The 19869-nt window shown below is 61.8% G+C and carries 19 protein-coding genes; 12 read left to right on the forward strand and 7 right to left on the reverse strand.

What is annotated here, in order from left to right; genetic code table 11:
* Nucleotides 1-111 precede the first annotated feature (111 nt).
* The 10 genes from choW (at nucleotide 112) to BSG19_RS26315 (ending at nucleotide 9280) form a co-directional block, all read left to right on the forward strand.
* On the forward strand, nucleotides 112-957 hold the full coding sequence (gene choW / locus BSG19_RS03425; protein ID WP_092984841.1) for a choline ABC transporter permease subunit: 846 nt from the start codon (nucleotides 112-114) through the stop codon (nucleotides 955-957).
* Nucleotides 954-2003: a choline ABC transporter ATP-binding protein gene (gene choV / locus BSG19_RS03430; RefSeq protein WP_092984843.1), complete on the forward strand. Its 1050-nt coding sequence runs from the start codon at nucleotides 954-956 to the stop codon at nucleotides 2001-2003. The genes choW and choV overlap by 4 nt, the downstream gene beginning before the upstream one ends.
* Nucleotides 2004-2117: 114 nt before the next feature.
* Entirely contained in the window at nucleotides 2118-2858 is a 741-nt protein-coding gene (locus BSG19_RS03435; RefSeq protein ID WP_092984845.1) for a HugZ family pyridoxamine 5'-phosphate oxidase, read from the forward strand.
* Between the two features lie 119 nt (nucleotides 2859-2977).
* Nucleotides 2978-3319 (forward strand): ArsR/SmtB family transcription factor, encoded by a 342-nt coding sequence (locus BSG19_RS03440; RefSeq protein WP_092934751.1) that lies wholly within the window; start codon nucleotides 2978-2980, stop codon nucleotides 3317-3319.
* 437 nt (nucleotides 3320-3756) lie between these two features.
* A complete protein-coding gene (locus BSG19_RS03445) occupies nucleotides 3757-5085 on the forward strand; it encodes an omega-aminotransferase AptA (RefSeq protein ID WP_092985563.1) in 1329 nt (442 codons plus the stop codon).
* 143 nt (nucleotides 5086-5228) lie between these two features.
* Nucleotides 5229-6194, forward strand: a complete 966-nt coding sequence (locus BSG19_RS03450; RefSeq protein ID WP_092984847.1) for an acetylxylan esterase — start codon at nucleotides 5229-5231, stop codon at nucleotides 6192-6194.
* Complete coding sequence (locus BSG19_RS03455) at nucleotides 6191-6919, forward strand: esterase family protein (protein WP_092984849.1); 729 nt, start codon at nucleotides 6191-6193, stop codon at nucleotides 6917-6919. The genes BSG19_RS03450 and BSG19_RS03455 overlap by 4 nt, the downstream gene beginning before the upstream one ends.
* A 151-nt stretch (nucleotides 6920-7070) precedes the next feature.
* Nucleotides 7071-8768, forward strand: coding sequence for an adenine deaminase (ade, locus tag BSG19_RS03460; RefSeq protein WP_092984851.1), 1698 nt, complete (start codon nucleotides 7071-7073; stop codon nucleotides 8766-8768).
* 60 nt (nucleotides 8769-8828) lie between these two features.
* Nucleotides 8829-9029: a hypothetical protein gene (locus BSG19_RS03465; RefSeq protein WP_092984853.1), complete on the forward strand. Its 201-nt coding sequence runs from the start codon at nucleotides 8829-8831 to the stop codon at nucleotides 9027-9029.
* Nucleotides 9026-9280 (forward strand): ParE family toxin-like protein, encoded by a 255-nt coding sequence (locus BSG19_RS26315; protein ID WP_092984855.1) that lies wholly within the window; start codon nucleotides 9026-9028, stop codon nucleotides 9278-9280. The genes BSG19_RS03465 and BSG19_RS26315 overlap by 4 nt, the downstream gene beginning before the upstream one ends.
* Here the strand turns inward: BSG19_RS26315 and BSG19_RS03475 are convergent.
* Entirely contained in the window at nucleotides 9272-10924 is a 1653-nt protein-coding gene (locus BSG19_RS03475) for a beta-galactosidase BglA (RefSeq protein WP_092984857.1), read from the reverse strand. The genes BSG19_RS26315 and BSG19_RS03475 overlap by 9 nt on opposite strands.
* A gap of 190 nt (nucleotides 10925-11114) precedes the next feature.
* On the opposite strand from BSG19_RS03475, the gene BSG19_RS03480 reads away from it, so the two are divergent.
* The gene (locus BSG19_RS03480) at nucleotides 11115-12029 is read left to right on the forward strand and encodes a sugar kinase (RefSeq protein WP_092984859.1); all 915 of its coding nucleotides are present in this window, start codon (nucleotides 11115-11117) and stop codon (nucleotides 12027-12029) included.
* A gap of 101 nt (nucleotides 12030-12130) precedes the next feature.
* On the opposite strand, the gene der is transcribed toward BSG19_RS03480, so the two are convergent.
* The 3 genes from der to BSG19_RS03495 all read right to left on the reverse strand — a co-directional run bounded on the left by der (nucleotide 12131) and on the right by BSG19_RS03495 (nucleotide 15073).
* The gene (gene der / locus BSG19_RS03485; protein ID WP_092985565.1) at nucleotides 12131-13549 is read right to left on the reverse strand and encodes a ribosome biogenesis GTPase Der; all 1419 of its coding nucleotides are present in this window, start codon (nucleotides 13547-13549) and stop codon (nucleotides 12131-12133) included.
* A gap of 133 nt (nucleotides 13550-13682) precedes the next feature.
* Complete coding sequence (locus tag BSG19_RS03490) at nucleotides 13683-14345, reverse strand: tetratricopeptide repeat protein (RefSeq protein ID WP_092984861.1); 663 nt, start codon at nucleotides 14343-14345, stop codon at nucleotides 13683-13685.
* Nucleotides 14346-14485: 140 nt separating this feature from the next.
* Nucleotides 14486-15073 (reverse strand): NnrU family protein, encoded by a 588-nt coding sequence (locus tag BSG19_RS03495; RefSeq protein ID WP_092985567.1) that lies wholly within the window; start codon nucleotides 15071-15073, stop codon nucleotides 14486-14488.
* A 341-nt stretch (nucleotides 15074-15414) separates the two neighbouring features.
* Between BSG19_RS03495 and BSG19_RS03500 the strand changes: the two genes are divergently transcribed.
* Nucleotides 15415-16467, forward strand: a complete 1053-nt coding sequence (locus tag BSG19_RS03500) for a polysaccharide deacetylase family protein (protein WP_092984863.1) — start codon at nucleotides 15415-15417, stop codon at nucleotides 16465-16467.
* A 21-nt stretch (nucleotides 16468-16488) separates the two neighbouring features.
* Here the strand turns inward: BSG19_RS03500 and sbmA are convergent, their stop codons facing one another.
* The 3 genes from sbmA to map all read right to left on the reverse strand — a co-directional run bounded on the left by sbmA (nucleotide 16489) and on the right by map (nucleotide 19832).
* Nucleotides 16489-17760 (reverse strand): peptide antibiotic transporter SbmA, encoded by a 1272-nt coding sequence (gene sbmA / locus BSG19_RS03505; RefSeq protein ID WP_092985569.1) that lies wholly within the window; start codon nucleotides 17758-17760, stop codon nucleotides 16489-16491.
* 123 nt (nucleotides 17761-17883) lie between these two features.
* Nucleotides 17884-19083: a YbfB/YjiJ family MFS transporter gene (locus tag BSG19_RS03510; RefSeq protein WP_244529073.1), complete on the reverse strand. Its 1200-nt coding sequence runs from the start codon at nucleotides 19081-19083 to the stop codon at nucleotides 17884-17886.
* Nucleotides 19083-19832: a type I methionyl aminopeptidase gene (gene map / locus BSG19_RS03515; RefSeq protein WP_092984865.1), complete on the reverse strand. Its 750-nt coding sequence runs from the start codon at nucleotides 19830-19832 to the stop codon at nucleotides 19083-19085. Before map ends, BSG19_RS03510 begins: the two co-directional genes overlap by 1 nt.
* Nucleotides 19833-19869: the final 37 nt, after the last annotated feature.

Consider the following 19869-nt stretch of genomic DNA (forward strand, 5'->3'; position numbering starts at 1 on the left):
CTCAGATCCGCCTTTTTTCGATCCGGCCTTTGCGATCCGCGCGTCCGCGGTCCATGATGTCAAAACGATCGATGTCGTATCATCCGCCACTCTTTCAGGAGAGGATCCCGCATGGATTTTCTGACAGGACACCGCGTTCCTATCGGCCAGGGCGCGAAGGCCTTCGTCGAATGGCTGACGACCAATTTCAGCCTGTTCTTCGACCAGCTCTCAAGCTTCCTGTCGGGCGTCGTCTCGGCCATTCTCTTCGTTCTGCAATATCCCCACCCCCTCGTCGTCGTCGGCCTCGTCACCGTGCTCGCCGGGTGGCTGCGCCGCTCGATCGGCATTACACTCTTCACGGGCCTCGGACTGCTGCTCATCATCAACCAGGGGTACTGGAAGGAGACGACCGAAACGCTGGCCCTCGTTCTGGCCGCAAGCGTCGTGTCCATGGCCATCGGTATTCCCCTGGGCATCGCCGCCGCCCGCCGCGCCTGGGTCTACGCTTTCATGCGCCCCGTGCTCGACCTGATGCAGACCATTCCGACCTTCGTCTATCTCATTCCGGCACTGATCCTTTTCGGCCTCGGAATGGTTCCCGGCCTCATCGCGACGGTGATCTTCGCCATTCCCGCACCGATCCGCCTCACCCGCCTCGGCATCATCTCGACGCCGCCAGCGCTCACGGAGGCGGCGGTGTCTTTCGGCGCCACGCCATCACAGGTCCTGCGCAAGATCGAACTGCCCTTCGCGACCCCGCAGATCATGGCGGGTCTCACGCAGACGATCATGCTCTCGCTGTCCATGGTGGTCATCTCGGCTCTCGTCGGGGCCAACGGCCTCGGCGTTCCCGTGCTGCGGGCACTCAACACGGTCAACGTCGCCAAGGGCTTCGAAGCCGGTCTCTGTATCGTCATCCTCGCGATCATTCTCGATCGTCTCTTCCGCTCCTCGGATGAAGGAGAAGGCGCATGAGCGATGCCGTGATCTTCGGAAATGTCGACATCGTCTTCGGCGATCGCCCCGAGCGGGCCTTGCAGATGGTAGACGCCGGAAAGACCCGCGACGAGATCGGCGATGCCACGGGTCTCGTCCTCGGCGTGGCCGGCGCGTCGCTTTCCGTGCGCGAAGGCGAAATCCTCGTGTTGATGGGGCTGTCGGGCTCCGGCAAGTCAACGCTCCTGCGAGCCGTCAACGGCCTGGCTCCTGTCGTGCGCGGCAATGTCAGCGTGAAGACGGGCAACGGCACGATCGACCCCTATCGCGCGACGTCAAAGGCCTTGCGCGACTTTCGCATGCACACCGTGTCCATGGTGTTCCAGCAGTTCGCTCTTCTGCCGTGGCGCACGGTCGAGGACAATGTCGGCTTCGGGCTCGAGTTGGCCGGGGTACCCGACGCCGAACGTCGACGCCGCGTCGGCGAGCAACTGGAGCTGGTGAACCTTACGCAATGGGCCGGGCGCAAGGTACAGGAGCTCTCGGGAGGCATGCAGCAGCGCGTCGGCCTCGCCCGCGCCTTTGCGACCGGCGCGCCGATTCTTTTGATGGACGAGCCGTTTTCCGCACTCGATCCGCTCATCCGCACACGACTGCAGGACGAGCTTCTCGAGTTCCAGCGCCGACTGAAGAAGACCATTCTCTTCGTGAGCCATGATCTGGATGAGGCCTTCCGGATCGGCAATCGCATCGCCATCATGGAGGGCGGACGTATTATCCAGTGCGGAACGCCGCAGGAGATCGTGAAGAACCCAGCCAATCAGTATGTGGCCGATTTCGTTCAGCATATGAACCCGATCACCATGCTGACCGCGACAGATGTCATGCAGCGCGGCCTTAACCAGCGTCCCTCGCCCGGTGGCGTCAGCGCCACGGCCGCGCCCGACACGCCGCTGATCGACATTCTCGACGCCATGACGCGGCAGCCGGGGGCGATCGGCGTCGTCGAAAACGGTGCCGTCATCGGCACGATCGATGCACAGGATGTGATCGAGGGGCTGACGCGGCACCGAACCCGCCCCTGACGACGCCACGCATATGTCTGCCCATGATGACTTCACAACACGGCTTTGCCCTGTAGTCTCACCGCGGAATCGTTTCGTCAACGATGAAGCTTCGAGACGTCAGGAAGGCCTGAGATGACAGACAAACCGAAGGTGTTGCGGGAGACGGACGATGAGGCGCGGAAGCTTGCCCGCCTCGTCCTGCGTGAACAGCGCAGTGCAGCCATGGCCGTCGTCGAACCGGGCAGCGATGGCTTCCCCTTCGTCAGCCGCGTCCTCCTCGGGTTCGATCTCGATGGCGCGCCCGTCATTCTCGCCTCGCGGTTGGCGACACATACGCAGGCGCTGCTTACCGATACCAGGTGTTCGCTGCTGGCAGGGCGCATGGGCAAGGGCGATCCCCTCGCGCATCCGAGAATCACGGTGCAGTGCGAGGGGGAACCGGTGACGCAGACGGACCCGCGATATCCGCTCATGCGGGCGCGCTTCCTTCGACGGCATCCCAAGGCTCAGCTCTATATCGACCTTCCCGATTTCCTGTTCTTCCACCTCGCACCCATGCGCGCAAGCTTCAATGCAGGCTTCGGCCGGGCTTACGCACTGGCCGGAAACGATCTTTTGATCACGTCATCGGCGCTCGAAGAAATTGCAACAGCAGAACGTCTTCTTCTTGACGAACTCAGAAGCAACGCAGATGCTGTCAAACATCTGATAGCGGACGATCCCGAGCCTGTTACTCCAGCCTGGCAAGTGACTGGCATCGACTCAGAGGGAGTCGATCTTGCACTGGGAGACGCATTTCGCAGGGTCGTCTTTCCCCGACAGGTTGAAAACGCCGCAGAACTCCATGCAATGTTCGTCAAACTTTACCGTTAACTCTGCTAAAGTACCCCTAAATCTCGCATAGCCCTGTTGTTCCCTTTATGCGTCATGCCTAATTGTCTCATTCTAGCCGCACCAAATGGGTGGGGCCAAGACGTCGCATGGAGTATGGCATGGAAACGATCCCTCCCCACCAGCATGAAAAAGCCGAGGTCGCTGCGGATTTTCTTTCGGCTATGGCCAATCCGAAGCGGCTGCTGATCCTGAACGAACTGGTCAAAGGCGAAATGGCCGTTGGAGCGCTTGCCGCTCAGGTCGGACTTAGTCAGTCTGCGCTTTCGCAGCATCTGTCGAAGCTTCGGGCACAGAGCCTCGTTACGACACGCCGCGACGCACAGACGATCTACTACTCGTCTTCGTCCGAATCCGTTTTGAAGGTCCTTTCAATGTTGTCCGAGATCTACGGAGCAGCAGACGCAAAGGAAGAAGCACAGCCGCGCCGCCGGTCTGCCTGAGATGCCATGATAGCTGCTGTCGCCGGTAAAAGCCGCGATTAGCAATGGTCTGACACGGGCAGGTATCAACGCACGACCCTCAAACCTGCTCTCGCCGGGATGAGTCAAAATTGAAAATAGGGGCCAGGAATCAGGGAGGTTCCTGGCCTTTTTTCTTTTCACAACCACCCGAAAAGTTAGACTTTACTTACCTTAAAAGCCGAATTCCGGATTTCATCGCCCTCCCCGGCACGTTGAGGAAATTTACGTAACAAGATGCTGACTCACCCTTTAGAGGACGGGCTTCTGTGTATATGTCGGCACGTAGTGTTTGCCTCGTTCACGTCACTGTCTGCGCCATGCCTTGACGCCCTCAGGTCCGCTGATAGTTTGACCATCGGATAAAATTCGCCGATCAGCTCAAACGCCAAATGGCCATTCCGGCCATGGAGACCGTCATGTCGAACCGCTTGAACGCCACCCCTAACGACCTGCGTGCCTTCTGGATGCCCTTCACCTCGAACCGGCAGTTCAAGAAGGAACCGCGCATGTTCGTCTCGGCGAAGGACATGCACTACAAGACGCATGACGGGCGCACCGTTCTCGATGGCACAGCCGGCCTGTGGTGTGTCAATGCCGGCCATTGCCGCCCGCTGATCACCGAGGCGATCCGCGAACAGGCCGGCGAACTGGATTACGCCCCTGCTTTCCAGCTCGGCCACCCCAAGGCCTTCGAACTGGCCAACCGCCTTGTGGATATCGCGCCAGAAGGCTTCAATCATGTGCTCTATACGAACTCCGGATCTGAATCTGTCGATACCGCTCTCAAGGTCGCGCTGGCCTACCACCGCGTAAAGGGCGATGGCGCCCGTTCGCGGCTCATCGGCCGCGAGCGCGGCTATCACGGCGTCAATTTCGGTGGCATCTCCGTCGGTGGCATCGTCTCCAACCGCAAGATGTTCGGCACGCTGCTGAGCGGTGTCGATCACATGCCGCACACGCACATGCCGGACAAGAACGCCTTCACCAAGGGCGAGCCCGAGCATGGCGGCGACATCGCCTCCGAACTGGAGCGCATCGTTACGCTGCACGATGCCTCGACCATCGCTGCCGTCATCGTTGAGCCCGTGGCAGGCTCGACGGGCGTGCTCATCCCGCCGAAGGGCTATCTGCAGAAACTGCGCGAGATCTGCACCAAGCATGGCATCCTGTTGATCTTCGATGAGGTTATCACCGGATACGGTCGTCTGGGGACACCCTTTGCAGCACAGTATTTCGATGTGATGCCGGATATGATCGTGACGGCGAAGGGCCTCACCAACGGCGTCATTCCCATGGGCGCCGTCTTCGTGACGTCGGAGATCCACGACGCGTTCATGCAGGGTCCCGAACACATGATCGAGTTCTTCCACGGCTACACCTACTCCGGCAACCCGATCGCCTCGGCGGCTGCCATCGCAACGCTCGACACCTACCGCGACGAAGGTCTTCTGACCCGCGCGGCCACGCTCGCGCCCTATTGGGAGAATGCGTTGCACTCGCTCCGGGACTGCCCGCATGTCATCGACATCCGCAACATCGGTCTCATCGGTGCGATCGAGCTCGCGCCGATCGCCGGGGAACCGACGAAGCGTGCCTTCTCCGCGTTCCTCAAGGCCTATGAGAATGGCCTTCTGATCCGCACCACCGGCGACACGATCGCCCTCTCTCCGCCGCTGATCATCACCGAAGCCCAGATCGACGAACTGGTCGCGGGAATCCGACAGGTCCTCGAAACCGGCATCTGATCCGGCCGGGCCATCATCCCGCTGCACGGATCAGTTGCGGGAAGATGGACCTCCATGCTCGATTCCGATAATGCCGCATCGGCAGACGGGCGAACCGCGCGCAGCGTGCGGTCGTCCGTTCCCTGAGCATAAGGCTGCCGACCATGAGCATACCCAAGCGCCACCCTTATGATTTCGACCCGACCTACGGTCTGGGGCTGGCCGATCTCCGCGCGATCCGCCCCCCGCGGGAGGTGGAAGGTTTCGACGCTTTCTGGCAGGCGCGTTACAATCGGGCGCTTGCCATCGAGCCGAGCCCCAGCCTGACGCGCTCTCCGACGCAGCATCCAAAGTGGCTCATCCACGATCTCTCCTACACCTCGACGGATGGCTTCCGCATCGGCGGGTGGCTTCTCGTCCCGCACCACGGCAATGTGCGTCGCGGGCTCGTCGTCGGCCATGGCTATGGCGGGCGCGACAGGCCGGATCTTGACCTGCCGGTCGATGATACAGCGATCCTTTTTCTGTGCTTTCGCGGCCTTTCGCGCAGCTCGCGGGCGCCCATCTCGACCGATCCCGACTGGCACGTGCTGCACGATATCGACAAGCCGGACCGTTACATCATCGGCGGTTGCGTCGAAGACGTGTGGGTTGCTGTGACCGTGCTGAACACGCTTTTCCCTGGCACGAAAGGCCATGTCGGCTACAGCGGCATCAGCCTCGGTGGCGGTATCGGCGCATTGGCCATCCCGTACGACGACCGCATCGACAGGGGCCATCTCGTGGTTCCCACCTTCGGCAACCGGCCGCTCTGGCTGACGCTGCCAACCGTCGGCAGCGCCCGTGCCGTGCAGGTCTATGGGCACAGCCACCCCGAGGTGCAGGAAACGCTGAGGCTCTTCGATGCTGCGACCGCTGCCACCCGCATCACCGTGCCCATCCTCTGCGCCGTCGCACGCTTCGATCCCGCGGTGGCGCCGCCCTGTCAGTTCTCTGTCGCAAATGCTTTGCCGATCGAGGACTGTAACGAAATCTTCATACTGGATGCCGGGCATTTCGATTATCCTGGTCAGGCAGCGCAGGTATCTGCGCTCATGGCAAAAGTCGGGAACCTCTTCGGGACACCATGAATCGCGAATATCTGCGCTGGTACAGTCCACGGCTCCATCGGGACATGGAGTTGCTGGTGTTCGGGCATGCCGGCGCCAAGGTGCTGATGTTCCCGACACGCGAAGGTCGGTTCTGGGAATACGAGAAGCTCGGGCTGGTCGATGCGCTGGCAGACAAGGTTCATGCCGGTCACCTGCAGCTCTTCTGCATCGAGGGTCTCGCGCGAGAGACCTTCTACGACCCCAGCCGTCACCCCGCCGACCGCATCCGCCGCCACAGGGCATTGGAAGAATATGTCCTCAACGAAGTGCTGCCGCTGATGGCGCACAAGAACCCGGACGGAGCCACCATCGTGCAGGGTTGCAGCCTCGGCGCCTACCAGGCGGCGAGCCTCGTCTTTCGCCACCCTCACCTCTTCTCCAAGCTCGTCGCCTTTTCCGGCCGCTACGACCTCACGCTGGAGATCGAGAGCTTCACGAACCTTCTTGACGGATATTACGACGATGAGGTCTATTTCCACACGCCGACCCATTTTCTCCCCGGCCTCTCGCAGGACTGGCGGATTGATCGCCTAAGGTCCGTCGATATCGTCCTGACCGTAGGCAATGCCGATCCCTTTCTCGACAACAATCGGCATCTGAGCCAGGTGCTGCGTGAGAAGAACGTAAGCCACCAGCTCCACATATGGGACGGTCGAGCCCATCGCGGCCAGTCCTGGCGGAAGATGGCCGCGCTCTACATCTGACCACCGCGACCGCGATAACCCTTCGCGCCAACCGGACAGGTCATTTTACCAACTGCCCTTCCCCTGCCGGCTCTGCCCTCTATGATGAGGCTCGACGCCAGACCTCGCTCGCTCGTCGTGCCGCTTGTCACATGCCAGAAACGGAGTTCCCATGTCCGCCTCCCTCTCCGACCGTATCGACCAGGGCACGGGCCGCGTCGCCGCCGACATCGTCCTCAAGAACGGCCGTTTCTTCGATCTCGTGTCCGGCGAATGCATCGAATCCGACATCGCCCTTTGTGGAGACCGAATCGTCGGCACCTGCGGTAGCTATGAAGGCGTAGAGGAGATCGACATTTCCGGCCGCATCGTCGTTCCCGGCTTCATCGATACGCATCTGCACATCGAATCCTCGCTGGTGACACCGCACGAGTTTGATCGATGCGTGCTGCCCTACGGCGTGACGACGGCGATCTGCGATCCTCACGAAATTGCCAACGTGCTCGGCACGGAGGGCATCGCATTCTTCCTCGACAGCGCCCGTGAAACGATCATGGATATTCGCGTGCAGCTGTCGAGCTGCGTACCCGCGACCCATCTGGAAACCTCCGGCGCCAATCTGCCGATCGAAGCCCTGCTGCCCTATCGAAACCATGAAAAGGTCATCGGCCTTGCCGAGTTCATGAACTTCCCGGGCGTCATTCATAAGGACCCCATCTGCCTCGCCAAGCTCGAAGCGTTCCAGGACGGTCATATCGATGGCCATGCGCCGCTGCTGCGCGGTCTCGACCTCAACGGCTATCTCGCAGCCGGCATCCGCACAGATCACGAGTGCACGACGGCGGACGAAGCGCTGGAAAAGATCCGCAAGGGCATGCACATCCTCGTGCGCGAAGGCTCGGTGTCGAAAGACCTCCATGCCCTGATGCCTATCCTGACCGAGCGGCTGTCGCCTTTCCTCGCACTCTGCACCGACGACCGAAATCCGCTCGATATCGCGGAGGAAGGGCATCTCGACTACATGATCCGCGAGGCCATCGCCCACGGCGTCGAACCGCTCGTCGTCTATCGCGCCGCGTCCATCTCTGCCGCCCGCGCCTTTGGCCTGCGCGACCGCGGACTGGTCGCGCCAGGCTGGCGCGCCGATCTCGTGGTGGTGGACAGCCTCGAGAACTGCAAGGCGCAGATGGTGTTTTCCGGCGGTCGCCGCGTGACCGATGCTCTCTTTGCGAGCCGGGGCGCTGTTGCACCTGTCGGGCTCGACAGCGTCAAGGCCGGGCACATCAACGCGGCCGCCTTCGCGGTGCCCTATACCGAAGGCGAAAGCTCTGTTATCGGCGTGCTTCCGGGCAAGATCATCACCGAACATCGCCGGTTCCAGCTACCGGCCGACGGCAACCAGACGGGCGTCGATCTGGGGCGGGATATCATCAAGGCCGCCGTCATCGAACGCCATGGCGTGAACGGCAACCACGCCAACGGCTTCGTTCAAGGCTTCGGCCTTCGGAAGGGTGCCATCGCCTCGACGGTCGGGCACGACAGCCACAATATCTGCGTCGTCGGCGTCGATCCCGACGACATGGCGCTTGCCGCCAACCGCCTCGGCGAGATCAAAGGCGGTTTCGTGGTGGTGGAAGACGGCGTCGTGACCGGCGAGATCTCTCTGCCCGTGGCAGGCCTCATGAGCCTCGAACCCTATGAAAGCGTTCGTGACACCCTCCACGACCTCCGACAGGCCGCGTTCGCTTTGGGTGCCACCCTCCAGGAACCCTTCCTCCAGCTCGCCTTCCTCCCTCTCCCTGTCATCCCGCATCTCAAGATTTCAGACAGGGGACTGGTGGATGTGGATCGGTTCATGCTGATCGGGTGAAGGACGACCTTGGCAGCAACAGACGCGTGTCCTAATCTGCGTGCAAAATCGGAGACTGTGATGAGCCGCCTCGAACATATCGAAAAATCCGTAATCGAACTATCAGCCGAAGAACTGGCAGAGTTCACACGCTGGTTCGAAGACCTGCAGGCAAAGCGCTGGGACGAGCGCTTCGAAACGGATGCGACATCTGGAAAGCTTGATACGCTTGCGGATGAAGCCCTGTCGGAGCTTTTCGCGGGACGAGCACAACGCCTTTGAAGCATCACGCGACCGCCGCGTTCTGGAAATGCTACAATGCGCTTCCTGCGCATGTGAGAAAGGTAGCCGATCGCAATTTCGATATCCTGAAGGACGATCCTCTCCATCCTTCCCTTCATCTGAAACAGGCAGGGCGGTTCTGGTCCGTTCGGGTCGGATCGTCTTGGCGAGCCCTCGCCGTCAGAAACGGCGAAGACCTTGTCTGGTTCTGGATCGGCTCGCATGCCGAGTACGACAAACTTCTAGCCTGAAACCCGCCCGCAAAACGCATCCAGCGCCTCCAGAACGATCTCGCCCTTCTCGACGCGCGCTGTGTCGAACCCCGGCAAGGGCAGCGCCGCGGCGATGGTCATGCCCTTCGGCAACGTCACGGTCTGCGGGCCCCGGCGGAGGTTGAAGACGAAGAGCAGTTTCTCGCCGCCCTTCTCGCGGGTGAAAATCAGAATGTCCTGGTTCGTATCGAGGAAGGTCATTCCTCCGTCGAAGAGCTCAGGGTGAGCCTTACGGAAGGCAAGCGTTGCCCGATAGTGCGCGAGCACCGAGTCTGGGGCTGCATCCTGCACATCGACGGCAATAGCTTTGTGCACGTCCGGCACCGGCAGCCACGGCTGCCCCGTCGAGAAGCCGCCGCTCTGGCCCGCGCTTTCCCACGGCATCGGCGTGCGGCATCCATCGCGGCCTTTGAAGGCCGGCCAGAAGCGAATGCCGTAAGGGTCGCGAAGCTCGTGCAGTTCGAGTTCGGCTTCCGGCAATGCCAGTTCCTCGCCCTGATAGAGGCAGATGGAGCCGCGTAGCGTTGCAAGCACGGAGATGGCCAGCTTGCCGATCCGCTCCCGTTCGCTCTCGTTCTGAATGAAACGCGACACGTGCCGCTGGACGTCATGGTTGGAAAACGCCCAGCAGACCCAGCCATCCGTCACCGATTCCTGAAACGACGAGACGCAGTGCTTGATATGGCTCGCCGTGAAGTCCGGACCCAGGAGATCGAACGTATAGCACATGTGCAGCTTGTCGCCGTCGCTGACATAGGCCGCCAGCGTCTTCAGCGAGCGCCCGCCATCGCCGACCTCGCCAACGGCGGTGCGATCGTCGTACTCCTCCAGCAGCGCCCTGAAACGCTTGAGGAAGCCGATATTCTCCGGCTGCGTCTTGTCATAGAGATGGCTTTGCATGCCATAGGGATTGACGTCGGGTGCATCGAGCCCCGGCCCGTCATCTCCATGCCCGAGCGGCGGGTTGTCGCGCAATTCCTTGTCATGAAAGTAGTAGTTGACCGTATCCAGCCGAAAGCCGTCCACGCCGCGCTCCAGCCAGAAACGGACCGTGTCGAGCACGGCTTCCTGAACCTGCGGGTTGTGGAAGTTCAGGTCTGGCTGCGAGCCGAGGAAATTGTGCAGATAGTACTGGCGGCGCACACCATCCCATTCCCAGGCCGGCCCGCCGAAGATCGACAGCCAGTTGTTCGGCGCCGTTCCGTCGGGCTTGGCATCCGCCCAGACATACCAGTCGGCGCGCGCATTGTTGCGGCTCGTCCGGCTTTCCTTGAACCAGGGATGCTGGTCGGATGTGTGCGAGATGACCTGATCGATGATGATCTTGAGGCCCAAGCGATGCGCCTCTGCGAGCATCACATCGAAATCGGCCAGCGTTCCGAACATCGGATCGACATCGCAGTAATCCGAGACGTCGTAGCCCATATCCGCCATGGGAGAGGTGAAGAAGGGAGAGAGCCAGATGGCATCGACGCCGAGGCTCGCAATATGCGGCAGCCGGTCGGTGATGCCCGTGAGGTCCCCGATACCGTCTCCGTTCGTATCCTGAAACGAGCGCGGATAGACCTGATAGATCACCGCGCCACGCCACCAGTCCGGGTTGGTCTTCGAGGAAGAGGCCATGGACGATTCCTTCTGAACGATGGGGACAGTCGATGTTTAACGACCACTCACCCGGGAGGCAATGACGCGAGAGCGCCTTTCAGAGGCCGCCCCGACGAACGCACCGCTAATATACGCTTCCCGAAGAAATGCGTTGCCTTGCCATCGTCACGCACAGGCTTTATCCGGCAAAGCGAAGAGGAGAAAAGCAATGGCACGGCTTCTGGCGATCGGCGAATGCATGGTTGAACTTGGCGATGCCGGCAGCGGATTGCTCCGAAAGGGCTTCGCCGGCGACACCCTGAACGCCGCTTACTATGCCCGGACTTATCTCCCTGCCGATCACGATGTCGCCTATCTCAGCGCCGTCGGGACGGACCTCCTGTCACAGGAAATGCTCGCCTTCATAGAAGGCAAGTCCATCCTCACCGAGGATATCCGGCAGATCGAGGGTGCCGCCCCCGGCCTCTACATGATCCACCTCAAGGATGGGGAACGCAGCTTCTCCTACTGGCGTTCGGCGTCTGCCGCGCGAAAGCTTGCCGACGACGCCGCGCATCTGCGCCGTGCCATCGAGAAGGCGGATACCATCGTCTTCTCCGGCATAACGCTGGCCATCCTTTCACCTGAAGCACGCGAGACGCTCATCCTCGAACTGCGGCGCGCAAAGGCTGCGGGCAAGCGCGTCGTCTTCGACCCCAATATCCGCCCACGGCTGTGGGAAGATGCGGCAAGCTTACGCGCCGTCGTCGAGGCCGGGGCGCGTGCATCCTCCGTTCTGCTGCCGAGCTTCGATGACGAGCAGGTGCATTTCGGCGACGCCGACCCCGAGGCCACGATCGCGCGGTATCGGCAGTGGGGCGCCGAGATAGTGCTCGTCAAGAATGGCGGTGGAGACGCGCTTCTCTCCGATGGAGCGAACGATGTCGCGCGCATATCGCCGCCGAAGGTGGAGACCGTGGTCGATACGACAAGCGCCGGCGACAGCTTCAACGGTGCGTTTCTGGCGAAAGTGCTGGCGGGCGCTGCGCCGGCCGAAGCCGCAGCCTTCGCATCCCGCGTCGCCGCCGCCGTCATCGCCCATCACGGCGCGCTCGTGCCTGTCGAGCATCTGCCGCAGGCATGAACCTCGCGACAAGCGTATTCGCATGAAAAGTCACATTGGACGGTGACGTGGGAAAGTCCCGCATCACAACACGTTCCTGCTGCAACGCGGTGGAGCGCTGCTCAGCGGCGCTTTTTGCCTTCGAACGGATTGTCGGACGCCCGCAGGTGAATGCGGATCGGCACGCCGGGTAGCTGGAAGTCGGTGCGCAGGCCGTTGGTCAGATAGCGGATATAGCTTTCCGGCACAGAGTCCGGCCGCGTGCAGGAAATCATGAAGCCCGGCGGGCGGGCCTTGACCTGCGTCATATATTTCAGCTTCAGGCGACGGCCCGAAACGGCCGGTGGCGGATGCTGCGTCTGCTGCGCATCGAGCCACTTGTTGAGGCGCGCCGTGGAAATGCGGCGGTTCCAGACCTTGTCCGTGTCGATGATCGACTGCATCAGCTTGTCGAGCCCATATCCGGTCTGCCCGGACATCGGCACGGCCCGGATGCCGCGCGCCTGCGGCAACAGCCGCTCGGTCTTCTCACGAAGATCGGTCAGTAGTGCCTGCGGATCCTCGACAAGGTCCCACTTGTTGAACGCGAGCACGGCTGCGCGACCCTCGCGGATCACGAGATCGACCAGCTGTAGGTCCTGTTTTTCAAACGGGATCGTCGCATCGAAGACGATGACGACGGATTCGGCGAAGCGGATGGAGCGCAGGCTGTCGGCGACGGAGAGCTTTTCCAGCTTCTCCTGCACACGCGCCTTCTTGCGCATGCCGGCCGTGTCGAACATCTTGATCGTGCGGCCGCGCCAGTCCCACTCCACCGAGATGGAATCGCGCGTGATGCCGGCTTCCGGACCGGTCAGAAGCCGATCCTCTCCGAGAAAGCGATTGATCAGCGTCGACTTGCCGGCATTCGGTCGTCCGATGATGGCGACACGTAGCGGCTTGGTCTCGTCATAGACCGGCTCCTCGTCGTCGTCGCCCTCTTCCGCCGTCTTGCGCAGGTCGATATTCGTCTCGGCTTCGTCCACGGTCGGCGGGAAGGCCCGCTCCTCGCCGATCGCCTCGACGATAGCATCGCGCAGATCGATCATGCCCTGCCCGTGCTCGGCCGAAATCGGGCAGGGATCGCCAAGGCCGAGCGTGAAGGCATCGTAGAACCCGCCATCGGAGCCCTTGGCTTCCGACTTGTTGGCGACGAGCACGACCGGCTTGCCGCGCCGGCGCAAGAGGTCGGCCAGCGTCTGGTCGGCCGGCGTCAGGCCTGCTTTGGCATCGACCACGAACAACGTTATGTCGGCCTCGTCGATCGCGGCCTCCGTCTGCGCCCACATGCGACCCTGCAAGGTCTCGGGGCCGGACTGCTCGAGGCCGGCAGTGTCGATGATGGTGAAGCGGAGATCGACAAGCTTCGCGTCGCCCGGCCGGCGGTCACGCGTAACGCCCGGCGTGTCATCGACCAGCGCCAGCTTCTTGCCGACAAGGCGGTTGAAGAGCGTGGACTTGCCGACATTGGGCCGGCCGACGATGGCGACGGTGAAGTTCATCTCAAATCCTGTCGCGGCGTTCACGCCGCTGTCCCGGTCGCAGCGCCGCTCGTCGTCATGACGGGCGATAGGCGGCGCGACCTCTTGTTTCATCCCCGCGCGCCCTACAAGAGGTAGCGGCACGGGGTTCGGCTCACTGCGTGGACGCCATGACGTCCAGAAGCATGCGCGCCCGGTTTGCAAGGCCGCGAGGCGCCTGGTTGTCGTCTACGATCTGCTGGAACCATTCTTTTGCCTTGGCCTTGTCCCCGGCTTTGTAGGCGGCAAGACCCAGCGCTTCGCGCGCGGAGCTGCGCAGGCCATTGCCATCCACCGCCAGCTGCTCGGCTTCCGCCGCAACCTGTGCATAGGTGCCCGTATCGACGAGCAGATAGGCGGCACGGATCCGCGCTGCGTCCCGCATCGGCTGCACGATCGCATCGTTCTTCGAAATTTCGGTGAAAGCTGTGACGGCGGCAGCGGTATCGCCCTTCTGGGCCTTCAGCGTCGCCGCGCGCATCTGCGCCAGAACCGGATAGGCGCCGTAACCGTCAGCCTCCAGTCTGTCGAATGCCGCGAGCGCCTCGTCGGTCTTGTTGTCCTTGGCCAGCGTCAGGGCTGCCAGAAACTCATCGCCTGATGCCGAAGCGGACGTTTCGTGCCAGTAGTCATAAGCGACCTTGCCGATCGTGCCGATAACGATGAGAATCGCGAGCATGGCAAGAATGCCGCCGAAGCGGAGCCAGACCGCCTTGACCTGCTCGGAGCGAAGCTCGTCATTGACCTCGCGGATGAAACTGTCGTTCTGATGCGCCATTCGGGTTCCGGCGGACCGGCCTTCTCTGCCATTTCTGTCAAAGCCGCGCTTCTAGCCTATTTCGCGCATATTGTAAGGGGGCAAGGCGAAATCGCGGCAATGTGAGCATGCCGCCGCCCTACATAGCCGCAAAAATCCTCTCACGACATCGCGATCGGCGAGACGCCGATCAGGAGCTCGTGCAGCTTCAGCACGAAGAGGGCGTAAGCAAGAAGGCCGAGGGCAATCGCCATCACGTCGAAGCGCGGCGAGCGAAAAACCGGGAGCACCTCCTCGCCGGCCCGTTCGCGGCGCTTCAGAGAAATTCGCACGATGACGCCCCAGGCAAGGAAAGTGCCGAACAGCAGAACGGATGCCGTCTCGCCGTTCGCAAGCAGATGCGCCAGCGCCCAGATCTTGATGGCCAGCACCAGGGGAGCCCGTGTCTTTACGGCGATCCGGCCGGCCGGGAGACACCCCGCGGCGAGACAGATGAAGGCGGGCAACATGAGCAGCAAAGCGATGTGCTTGAGGAACACCGGTGGCGCATAGAGCAACCCGGTAACCGCCCGCGCCTGCCCGAAGCCCACCACCACAAGACAGAGGCCCACAAGACTGACGAGGCCGTAGAGCACCATGAAGGTCGGCTTGCCCAACCGGGTTATCAGCGCCGTGCGGAAAGCGGGAGCCACCACGCGCAGCAGATGCACGCCGAGGAGAACAACGACACCGAAAACCAGAAGTCCCATGCCTGTACCCATCATCTTGTCATGCTGTCGCCAAACAGCTCCAGCCGCCCGTAGACCGCACCCGAAAGGGTTAACAAAGATTTATGAAGCAAATCCGGGCATCTGCAAAGCTTTTCTGATATACCGCACCCATATGCCCCCAAAGGCACATTCATGCGGTTTTTCCGCATCCTAGGGCTTTTGGCTGTCATCGCTTCAAAGGATCGCCGCATTCCTGTCGCATGGGCGAGCGCCGACCCGTATCCCCTACGGTTTCGCCGTGTTCCACATCCCTCTGCTTCAGGCCGAGATCTCGCCCAGATCGCCATTGCCCGCAGCAGGCGCATCACGTCAGGTTCCGCATGCACAGATCCGCCGCACCCTTGGCCGCCATTCTCCTCCTGCCTTCAGTGACGCTGGCGCCGTCGGCGGTGCAAGCGGACCCACCGAGACCGGCGACGCAAACCGCCCAGCCAGCACCTGCCGCAAAGACACCCTCGGCATTCCAGCAACTCGTCATCATCTCGTTCGACGGTGCCCACGACAATCGCCTCTGGGAGCGAAGCCTTGCCATGGGGCCGAAGGTCGGCGCGCATTTCACCTATTTCCTCTCCTGCACTTTCCTGATGACCAAGGCCGAAGGTGGCCGTTCCTATCGGGCGAGCGGACACAAGGTCGGGGCGTCGAATGTCGGCTACGCCCAGAACCGCGACGAGATCGCAACGCGCGTGCGTCACATCTGGCAGGCGCATCAGGATGGCCATGACATCGGCAGCCATGGCTGCGGTCATTTTGACGGCAAGGACTGGAGCGAAAAAGACTGGAGCGCCGAGTTCACCGCCTTCGATGCGGCGCTCGACAATGGCTGGAAAGCCGGTGGCATCGGAGCCGAAGAGCCGGACGGCTGGCGCGGCATGATCGACGGCATCAAAGGATTTCGCGCTCCGTACCTCTCGACCAGCACAGGGCTCGTTCCGGCCGAGCGAAAGGCGGGCCTGTCCTACGACGCCAGCCTCGTGACCAAGGGACCGGCCTGGCCCATCATCGAGGATGGCGTCCAGCGCTTCGGCCTGCCGCTGATCCCCGAAGGCCCGACCGGCCGCCGCGTCATCGGCATGGATTACAACCTCTTCGTCCGCCACTCGATGGGCGTCGAAAACCGCAAGGACAGCGCCACGTTCGAACAACGAACGCTGAAGGCCTACCGCGATGCCTTCGCCGCCCAGTACGACGGCGCCCGCATCCCCCTGCAACTCGGCTTCCACTTCGTGGAGATGAACGGAGGCGCCTACTGGCGCGCGCTCGAAACCTTTCTGACCGAAACCTGCCGGAAGGCGGACGTCGCCTGCGTCAGCTATGCGCAGGCCCTGCCTTTGATCGAGGCACGAAAAAAGGCGGATCCCTCCGCCTTTTGATCGTCTCGTCGAACGCCTTGGTCAGGGCTGAGCAGGATTGACCTCTTCCTCGTTCTGACCTTTCAGATATCGCTGATCGATGTCCGGCAGCGGCAAATTGTCGATGGCAGCTTCGAATGCCTTCAGGCGCTTGTGGATGGACAAGAGCTCGATGATCGTCGTCCAGGAATTGACGAGATATTGGAACGAGTTGGATACCTGCCCGAAGGCTGTGGCGATCTGCTGGTAGATACCGTAGGTGATCTTGCCCGCAACGATGGTCGGCACCAGCATGAAGGTGACGAACAGGGCGTCGGCCTGAATGTAGAAATAGCGCGCGACGTTGAAATACAGGTAGTGCCAGTACATACGAAAGTAATTTCGGCGCACATTGGAAAACAATTCCACAACGGTGATCGGCTGAGCGCGATCGGCGTGATCCTCACCGTAGACAAGCTCCTTGCGGTACGCTGCCTCAACCCGCTGATTGCGGAAATGCAGGCCCGGAAGCTTGATGCCGGCAAAGGCCAGCAACAGCGTTCCAAATGCCGACCAACCAATGGCAAGCCAGAACAGCGAATGCGCAATCGGCCCGATGACCGGCAGTTCCGTTACATAGCTCGACAGGGCAAACAGGATGGGGAGAAAGGCGATCAGCGTCATCACCGAATTGATAAGGCTGACGCCTAGTCCTTCGAGAATGTTGGCAAAGCGCATCGTATCTTCCTGCACACGCTGCGAGGCGCCTTCAATGTGTCGAACACGCTCCCACTGAGACATGTAGTAGTCGTTCATCGCGGTGCGCCAGCGGAACACGTAATGGCTGACGAAGAAATCCGTGAGGATCGACACGAACATGCTGAGGAAGACGATCTGGCAGAAGATCAGCTGCAGCGAGTAGAAATCCCAGACGGTAACGCCCGGCTTTCCCGTCAATGCATTCTGCAAGAGATCGCCGAAAGGACGGCGCCAGTTGTTGATGGCAACATACACCTGCACGCCGAAATAGGTGCAGAAGAGGATCAAAGCGGAGCCCCAGATGGACCAGTCAATCCAGGGATGATCCCGGGCGATGTAGTTCCAGACACCGCCGAAAAGCACCGTGCAGACGAAGAAATAGGCATAGAAGAAGCGATTGTCCGGCGTCAGAAAGAAACGCAGATCGATCGGCATCTGGTCCTCCGGGATCGGAGCGTAGCCGATAGAGGCTCCCCAATCGGCAACGAAGCCATACCAGAGAAAGATGCAGACGAGCGTCCACACGATCAGCGACGTGAAGAACAACTTTGGCTTGGGAAAGAACGAATGAAACAAGGCGGCAACCTTTTGGCTGGCGGGCGAACCGCCCGCGTTCATGGCGGCGAACCTAGGCCAAATGCCGTCTCATCACAATCACGCCATTGAAAGGTTACAGCTTTTTAATTCCGGACAACCAACTCAAAGCCCGGAGGCCGCACGGATCCCCCGTCGCTCGGCAAAGATGATGACCACGCAGAGAATGAGGACACCGCTCGCAATCAGCGTCGGCAGCGTGAAGCTACCGGTATTGCCGGCGAGCCAGCCGGCGACAAGCGGCCCGATGATCTGCCCGACGCCGAAGGCGGCGGTCATGACGGCGAGCGCGCGGCGCTGGCTGGCCGGGGCCAGCGCCCGGCCGATCTGGAGGCCGAAGGCCGTGATCATGATGAAGGTGGCTCCCAGCAGCAGACCGCCGGCAAGGGGCGCGGCCGGGAACGGCAGGACCACGGTGAGGATAAGGCCGAGCGCCTCTACCACGAGCCCGATAAGATAAACGCCGACGATGCCGAAGCGCGGCACTGCCTTTCGCCATGCTGCAACAGACGCGGCGGCACTGAGACCCGTGATAAGCCAGGATAAGAACTCGATGGTGTGATCCACCGCACCCGCGCGCGCCATGGCAACCAGAAAGGTCGCCGTGATTACGTAACCGAAGCCGAACAGGCCATAGGTCAGCGTCAGCGCCACGAAAGGCCGCGTCCACACGAGCGGCGGCTCGGCCACGGGCGCGGCTGCGGTGCTCGCCGGCCCATCCGGCAGCAGCAGCGCCACGCAGGCGGTGCCGAGGAGAGCAAGAAACGCGCCGGCAAACCAGGCTTCCCGCCAGTTCGCCAGGGCCTCTCCCTGCCCGGACGGCAGCAGCCAGACCATCAGCGACGATGCAGCAATGCCAAGGCCGACGCCCGCGAAATGCAAAGATTGCACGTAGGTATGACCGGCCGCTGCACCCCGCGTCAGCACGATCTGGGAGATCATGATCATGGTGAAGGCGCTGGCCATGCCCGCGAGAAACCGGATGAGCGCAAACAGGACGACCGACGTCGTCAGACCCATGGCGCAGAGCAGCACGGTGGTCGCAACCAGCATGCCAAGCCCGATCACCCGTTCTCGCCCTTGCGCGAAAGAAAGACCCGCCAACACAGCGCCGAGCAGGTACCCGACGAAGTTTGCCGCCGCGATGACCCCGGCCTGCCCCGGCGACAGCGGAATGTCCAGCATCATACCCGGCAGGATGGGCGTGTAGGAGAACCGGCCGAAGCCCATGGCGACCGCCATTGCAATCGCACCGGCCAGAGCCGTCGCGAAAAGCCGAAAGCCATGTGCGCGCGTGTGGGGCATCAACCTGGCAGCGTGACGACGAGAGGACCGTTGCGGGTCACGATGACGGTGTGCTCATACTGCACGGTCGGCGCGCGCGGCTCGCTATAGAGCGTCCAGGCATCGTCGCCCCCTTCGGCGTATTGCGCGCCCATCGACAGAAAGGGCTCGATGGTGAAAACCATTCCGTCCTCCATCCGCCGCTTCTCGTGCTTGTCAGGCCAGGTGGAGATCTCGGTCGGCTCCTCGTGAAGCGAGCGGCCGACACCATGGCTCGCGAGATTGGAGATCAGCGTATAGCGGTTCTTGCGAGCAAATGCGCCGATGGCGTTGCCGATAGCGGCGAGCGGCTTGCCCGCCTTCACCTCGTTCAGCCCCACCCACATGGCGCGCTTGCCGTCGCGGCAGAGCCGTTCCGTCGCCCGCGAGATCGGCGGCACGGCAAAGGATGCGCCGGTATCGGCAAACAACCCGCCTTTTTCGGCCGATACGTCGATATTGACGAGATCGCCGGCCGCGATCACCCGCGCGCCGGGAATGCCATGCGCAACCTCTTCGTTGACGCTAATGCAGGTCGCGCCGGGAAAGCGATAGGAAAGTTCCGGCGCCGACTGCGCGCCCTCCGCCTCCAGCGCCTTGCGGCCGATGAGGTCGAGTTCTGCAGTGGTCATGCCCGGTTCCAGAGCGGCGCCCATGATTTGCAGCGTGTTGGCGCAGATCCGGCCGATCTCCTTCAGGCGTTCGAGATCGTCGTCATTTTCAAGTGTCATGGTCGTGCATATCCGAAGGCTGGCTCGGAGCATCGGG

The sequence above is a fragment of the Rhizobium sp. NFR03 genome (assembly GCF_900111275.1).
Classification (GTDB): Bacteria; Pseudomonadota; Alphaproteobacteria; order Rhizobiales; family Rhizobiaceae; genus Ferranicluibacter.

Coding starts and splice junctions, on each gene's coding strand:
- choW (WP_092984841.1), top strand. CDS start 112: ATGGATTTTCTGACAGGACACCGCGTTCCTATCGGCCAGGGCGCGAAG.
- choV (WP_092984843.1), top strand. CDS start 954: ATGAGCGATGCCGTGATCTTCGGAAATGTCGACATCGTCTTCGGCGAT.
- BSG19_RS03435 (WP_092984845.1), top strand. CDS start 2,118: ATGACAGACAAACCGAAGGTGTTGCGGGAGACGGACGATGAGGCGCGG.
- BSG19_RS03440 (WP_092934751.1), top strand. CDS start 2,978: ATGGAAACGATCCCTCCCCACCAGCATGAAAAAGCCGAGGTCGCTGCG.
- BSG19_RS03445 (WP_092985563.1), top strand. CDS start 3,757: ATGTCGAACCGCTTGAACGCCACCCCTAACGACCTGCGTGCCTTCTGG.
- BSG19_RS03450 (WP_092984847.1), top strand. CDS start 5,229: ATGAGCATACCCAAGCGCCACCCTTATGATTTCGACCCGACCTACGGT.
- BSG19_RS03455 (WP_092984849.1), top strand. CDS start 6,191: ATGAATCGCGAATATCTGCGCTGGTACAGTCCACGGCTCCATCGGGAC.
- ade (WP_092984851.1), top strand. CDS start 7,071: ATGTCCGCCTCCCTCTCCGACCGTATCGACCAGGGCACGGGCCGCGTC.
- BSG19_RS03465 (WP_092984853.1), top strand. CDS start 8,829: ATGAGCCGCCTCGAACATATCGAAAAATCCGTAATCGAACTATCAGCC.
- BSG19_RS03475 (WP_092984857.1), bottom strand. CDS start 10,924: ATGGCCTCTTCCTCGAAGACCAACCCGGACTGGTGGCGTGGCGCGGTG.
- BSG19_RS03480 (WP_092984859.1), top strand. CDS start 11,115: ATGGCACGGCTTCTGGCGATCGGCGAATGCATGGTTGAACTTGGCGAT.
- der (WP_092985565.1), bottom strand. CDS start 13,549: ATGAACTTCACCGTCGCCATCGTCGGCCGGCCCAATGTCGGCAAGTCC.
- BSG19_RS03490 (WP_092984861.1), bottom strand. CDS start 14,345: ATGGCGCATCAGAACGACAGTTTCATCCGCGAGGTCAATGACGAGCTT.
- BSG19_RS03495 (WP_092985567.1), bottom strand. CDS start 15,073: ATGGGACTTCTGGTTTTCGGTGTCGTTGTTCTCCTCGGCGTGCATCTG.
- BSG19_RS03500 (WP_092984863.1), top strand. CDS start 15,415: ATGCACAGATCCGCCGCACCCTTGGCCGCCATTCTCCTCCTGCCTTCA.
- BSG19_RS03510 (WP_244529073.1), bottom strand. CDS start 19,083: ATGCCCCACACGCGCGCACATGGCTTTCGGCTTTTCGCGACGGCTCTG.
- map (WP_092984865.1), bottom strand. CDS start 19,832: ATGACACTTGAAAATGACGACGATCTCGAACGCCTGAAGGAGATCGGC.